This is a genomic window from Pseudoalteromonas sp. GW168-MNA-CIBAN-0100 (assembly GCF_040309225.1).
Lineage (GTDB): Bacteria > Pseudomonadota > Gammaproteobacteria > Enterobacterales > Alteromonadaceae > Pseudoalteromonas > Pseudoalteromonas arctica.
Genome location: NZ_JBEOOL010000575.1, coordinates 1 through 271, shown reverse-complemented (window position 1 = coordinate 271; position 271 = coordinate 1). Strand labels below are relative to the sequence as shown.

At 34.7% G+C, this 271-nt stretch carries 1 protein-coding gene; it reads right to left on the bottom strand.

Annotated features, from left to right (window positions below; all coding sequences use genetic code 11):
- The coding region (locus AAEY62_RS22495; protein WP_350636635.1) for a TOPRIM nucleotidyl transferase/hydrolase domain-containing protein at positions 1-184 on the bottom strand (184 nt) is incomplete at its 3' end.
- Between the last annotated feature and the right edge of the window lie 87 nt (positions 185-271).

Sequence of the window (271 nt, the reverse complement as noted above, 5' to 3'; positions counted from 1 at the left end):
CACCAACTGAGATAACATGAATGTCGTCAGCTTCTAATGAAGAGTCTGTTACCAATGAATAAAATGAGTCCAAAAGAATGTATTCAGCATCGCCCTCTACTAATATGACTTTCGCTGATAGTATGAATTCTAAAACATTATTATCAGGTGCTTTCATAAAAAATTTAGCTGTATCTTCTGGCAAGTCCCTCATTGTAAGAGGCTCAGGAGAAGAACTATTGAGGAGTATTGAGTTACGTAAATTTAATCTCGTACTTATTAAGCTATTATG